Here is a 211-nt window from a genome sequence, read left to right as displayed (position 1 = left end):
ACCGGCCATCTGCGGGAACTGTACGGGATCGAGGTGTCGGCGGACCTGATCTCAGCGGTGACGGACGCGGTTCTGGATGAGGTGGCGGCCTGGCAGACCCGGCCGCTGGAAGCGGTCTATCCCCTGGTTTTCCTGGACGCGCTGCGGGTCAAGATCAGGGACGAAAGTCTGGTGCGCAACAAGGCGATCCACATCGCCATCGGCGTGCGGG

At 65.4% G+C, this 211-nt stretch carries 1 protein-coding gene; it reads left to right on the top strand.

All coding sequences use genetic code 11. The annotated features are described in order from the left end of the window. A partial coding sequence (locus ACM9LZ_RS26180) for a transposase (RefSeq protein WP_416622428.1) occupies positions 1 to 211 on the top strand: 211 nt, incomplete at both ends.

The sequence above is a fragment of the Niveispirillum fermenti genome, from assembly GCF_048066175.1.
Classification (GTDB): Bacteria; Pseudomonadota; Alphaproteobacteria; order Azospirillales; family Azospirillaceae; genus Niveispirillum; species Niveispirillum fermenti.
Note: the sequence above shows the minus strand (reverse complement) of the source record. Positions and strands in the feature narration are given on the sequence as shown.